Below are 3,977 nucleotides of genomic sequence, written 5' to 3'. Positions count from 1 at the left end.
CCTCGCGGCGAAGCCGAGGGCGGGCGTCCACAAGCATGCCATGCCTTATTCGGCATGGCGTGGACCTCGCGTCTCGTTTCACTCGGGCGATGGGTACATCTCCCGCAACGGGCTAACCATTAATACGGGCTCTCCATATTCGTCAAGCAGGGACTGAGCGTCGATCTCTGTTCATGCGCCGTTGCGGATGAGAAGCCAATGTCCGGTAACTCCGTGTCTTCAAGCCATGTCGGTCAAAGCGAACGTTCTTGGGCGCGTTTATCCAGGCGCTGAATGACGGATCTCAGGATCTCCTCCAGTCGATGCAAGACTGCATCGACATAGAGTCGATTGAGAAACAGCACATAGAGACGCATCCGGACGCTGTTGATCCACGATGGCGCCCACACGGTTCGGCCATGAGCCCGCATGTACAGATACATCCAGCCCGCAATCGTCACCAGCGTCGAGACCACGAGAAGAAGGTCAAAGAGCAGGTCCGGAAGATCGCCGGCCTTGAAGTACGATGCCACCTCTTCCGGGTTAGGGTACAGGAATGCCGTAAACGATTCGACGGCAAACAAATAGACGAACACGATGAACAAGAGCGTCAGCAACATGGCCGCCGACACTTTCCAGGAGGCGACGGCCCTCAATCGGGTCAGCGTGAGGATCGCTTGGGAAGATGTGATCCAGATGAAAAAGAGAAAGATGACGGTTCCCTGGGATTCCAACAGAGGGATTTGTAGCACGCCGTGAGTGGCCAGCAGGATGAGTAAGGGGATCAGCAGGGTCGTGAGAACTCCCGTCGTCCACGTCAGGGGAGAATAATGTTCTTCCTTCGCTTCGTGCCCCGGATGAGGGAGAACGGGTTCCTGTCTGGCCTTGTGAATGACATTCCCGCTGTACAAGAATACTGTCGCCTTGAACAGACCGTGGGCGATCAAATGAAAGACCGCGAGCGAAAAGGCGCCCAGACCGCATTCCATGACCATGTAGCCCATTTGGCCGATCGTCGAAAAGCCGAGCATGTTCTTGATATCGTTTTGCACCAGCATCATGGTGGCGCCGAGGCTGGCCGTCAGCGTTCCGATGACGAGGGCGACGTGCAGGGTGGTCGAGCTCATCCCGAAGAGCGGGGCTAAACGGTTGATGAGGAAGCCCGCGGCATTAATAATGCCGGCGTGCAGTAAGGCAGTCACCGATGTGGGGGCATACAGATACCGGGGAAGCCAGCCGTACAGAGGAAACTGGGCGGACTTACTCATTCCGCCGACAAGGAGCAGTAAAGTGACCGCCGTCGCGCCGTTGAATTCGACACCGGAGAACAGGGATACGGTTGCCGTCGATTGCGCGGCGACGGCAAACAGGTCGGGAAATTCCAATGTGCCGTACAGCGAGTATGCCAGCACGGTCCCGCCCAGGAAGGCGACATCACCGACCCGCAAGAGCGTGAAGGTGCGAAATGCGCTTTTCAGCGTTTCTTGGTGACTATGATTGTGAACGAGGAGATAGAGGAGGTAACTCAGCAACTGCCACAGCACAAACAGCATCAGCAAATTCGCGCTGCACACCATACAGAGGAGGACAAACACGGTAAGCCCGATCAAGGCGAGATACCGGCGCTCGTGCAAATCTTGATACATATACCCAACGGAATAGGTATAAATGATCGTACCGATGCCGGAGATCAATACCATCATGACCGCGCTTAGCCGATCGATGTACAGGCCGATCGGAACGGCCAACACGGTGGACGCGACGGGATCATACAGTCGAAGTGCAATCGGGCCTTCCGTGGCCACGACATAGAGTGTGGCGATGGCCCCACACAAGGCCGCACCGATCGGCCAGGCGGCGATCTTCGCGCGTGCGTGGAGCGTGTCTTCGCTACCGACCCCTACGACAAGCGCAGCGATCAATGGAAGCAGCGGTACAAGCAATGTCGCGGACATCATCACCTCTAACAGGATGCTGAAAAAGTCCGCCAGCTGCGTTCTCGCATCGCTCAGGGGCTCAACGTACCGAAGCGTACGCCTCGCCCCTTCGCTCCCTGCGGCCTTGCTGGACAACCTTTTTGAGCATCCTGAAGTTATTCTAGCCAGCTGCTTAAAACACAAAAGCCAACCGGTATGCTCGACACCCTGTCGACACAGCTCGGTTGGCTTGTACTGCGACCGGCCTCTCGCATAGCTGCCGGTCACCCTACGATCCATCGCACCGAAATCCGAGATCCCACCGATCCGTAACGGTGTTACACTCCCAAGATCGGCGGCATCGCCGCTGTTCAAAGCGTTTCATGCATAATATGGATGAACGAGCAGCGTCAAGGATGAATCGAAAGACCGGGTCTCTCAACCGATTATCCTTGGCCCGAAAGGCCCATGATCAGTGACCGACTAAGACAAAAGCCCCAGTTCGACACGCATCCTCCTTGTCATGCGTCTTAGAGGATGATATGTGAAGCTCGGTTATGGAAAACTCGATACGCAACGCGATCATCAAGTTCGAGCAGGAGTTTTTGGGGCGAGGCCCTGATGAAGTCCGTGCATTAGTGGCGCGGGATCTCGTGGTCGTCCGGCTCAAAGGCGTTCTGACGCCGGCCGAACGGCAGCTGGCGAAAACGGCCGAAGGAATTGAGATGGTCAAGCGGCTCCGGCAAAATTTAATCGCGCAGGGCCGCGACAAACTCTGTGAACAAGTCAGCGAGATCACCGGTTCCAAAATCTTGGGACTCTTCACGGATATCGATGTGCAGCTCGGAGAGCGGATCTTTGTCTTTACGATGGATCGGGATATCCAGAGCGGGATTAGATAGGACACGATCGGGAGCCCAACCGATTCAACCCTTCGCCTGGAGGAAAGATTGAGCTGAATCCGCAAAGGCACTCAAGAGGACTTTCAGGTGTATCCATAAGGGCATCACTGTGCCTGAACATTCTTTGGAATAAGTCATCACTATGGCTCAGGCCGGTTTACTCCGAACCCTCCTTGAGGATTGTCCAATCACCTAAGGATTCGGTAACGTGATCACAGGAATTGAGACGGAAACTGTTTCCCCAGGGCAGTCGCGAGCGTGTCGGCAATAATATAGGCATGATGCTCCATCGCCGGCCAAGTCGCTTCCTCGCCCGCATAATCTCGTGTTTGAATCTTAGTGATTTGAGTGACATGATGATCGACAAGGGTGGCGAATAGATCTCGAACCGTGCCTTTGGATAAATATGGATTGACCGTACTTAGAAAGGCGGCAATATCGTCGGTGTTCGAAGTGAGCTGAGTCATGGCTGAATCCTGCTGGAGCGCATTCCCCGCGACTGTGGCATCGGAGTATGCTCTCACAGCTTCGTAGTGTTTGGTCAGCAAGGTACGGAGTTGATCAGAAGTCGCTTCGCCATAGAAAGACCTGAATGTCCGTGCAATCTCTCTTGTGTTGTTAGCTACTGCTTTTTCAGAAAAGCTCTTCGACCTAAAATCCTTCTTCGCATTATCTAAGACGACATTGCGAGTCCAAAAAAGATGTCGAGACCACTCGTCACGTAAGACGGCTTGCAGGTCCGCCACCGTCGTGGGATGTAAGTCTGATCCTGAGTGCGAGTCGTAGGCACAACCCGCTAACCCTACACCAGCGAGGAAGAGCACCGCCACGGACTGACGTAATGTGTTCATACAACCTCCCACAAAATATAACGAGTGCAGGATGCGTAAGTCTTTCGTAAGCTACACTGAAGAATCAGCGACGCTGATGGTAAGCTTTCTATGTAACGATAGTGTTACGCTAGTGTAAATTTTGCGGGTGTTGGAGAAGCCGGCTGACAATTGGCAAAAATTGAGAGGATCGTGTTACACAAACCCATGACTCGTCGCACACTGGAAACGCTCTCTTTCGACAATACCTATACTCGTCTTCCTCAAGCCTTTTACGCGCGAGTGAACCCGACTCCGTTTAGCGTCCCTCCCTATCTGGTTCATGCCAATCGAGCCGCAGCGGAGTTGAT

The 3,977-nt window shown here is 54.3% G+C and carries 3 protein-coding genes; 1 reads left to right on the top strand and 2 read right to left on the bottom strand.

All coding sequences use genetic code 11. From position 1 onward, the window contains the following. Nucleotides 1-233: 233 nt before the first annotated feature. On the bottom strand, nt 234-2,183 hold the full coding sequence (locus ACOSYY_RS10830) for an NADH-quinone oxidoreductase subunit 5 family protein (protein ID WP_421662369.1): 1,950 nt from the start codon (nt 2,181-2,183) through the stop codon (nt 234-236). 269 nt (nt 2,184-2,452) lie between these two features. Here ACOSYY_RS10830 and ACOSYY_RS10825 point away from each other — a divergent pair, with 269 nt between their 5' ends. Next, nucleotides 2,453-2,797 carry a Na-translocating system protein MpsC family protein gene (locus ACOSYY_RS10825; RefSeq protein WP_421662368.1) on the top strand — a complete coding sequence of 115 codons (345 nt, stop codon included), beginning with the start codon at nt 2,453-2,455 and terminating at the stop codon, nt 2,795-2,797. A 212-nt stretch (nt 2,798-3,009) separates the two neighbouring features. Here the strand turns inward: ACOSYY_RS10825 and ACOSYY_RS10820 are convergent, their stop codons facing one another. Beyond that, the gene (locus ACOSYY_RS10820; protein ID WP_421662367.1) at nt 3,010-3,648 is read right to left on the bottom strand and encodes a hypothetical protein; all 639 of its coding nucleotides are present in this window, start codon (nt 3,646-3,648) and stop codon (nt 3,010-3,012) included. Nucleotides 3,649-3,977 lie beyond the last annotated feature (329 nt).

This window comes from Nitrospira sp. BLG_2 (assembly GCF_049222245.1).
Note: the sequence above shows the minus strand (reverse complement) of the source record. Positions and strands in the feature narration are given on the sequence as shown.

Coding starts and splice junctions, on each gene's coding strand:
- ACOSYY_RS10820 (WP_421662367.1), bottom strand. CDS start 3,648: ATGAACACATTACGTCAGTCCGTGGCGGTGCTCTTCCTCGCTGGTGTA.
- ACOSYY_RS10825 (WP_421662368.1), top strand. CDS start 2,453: ATGGAAAACTCGATACGCAACGCGATCATCAAGTTCGAGCAGGAGTTT.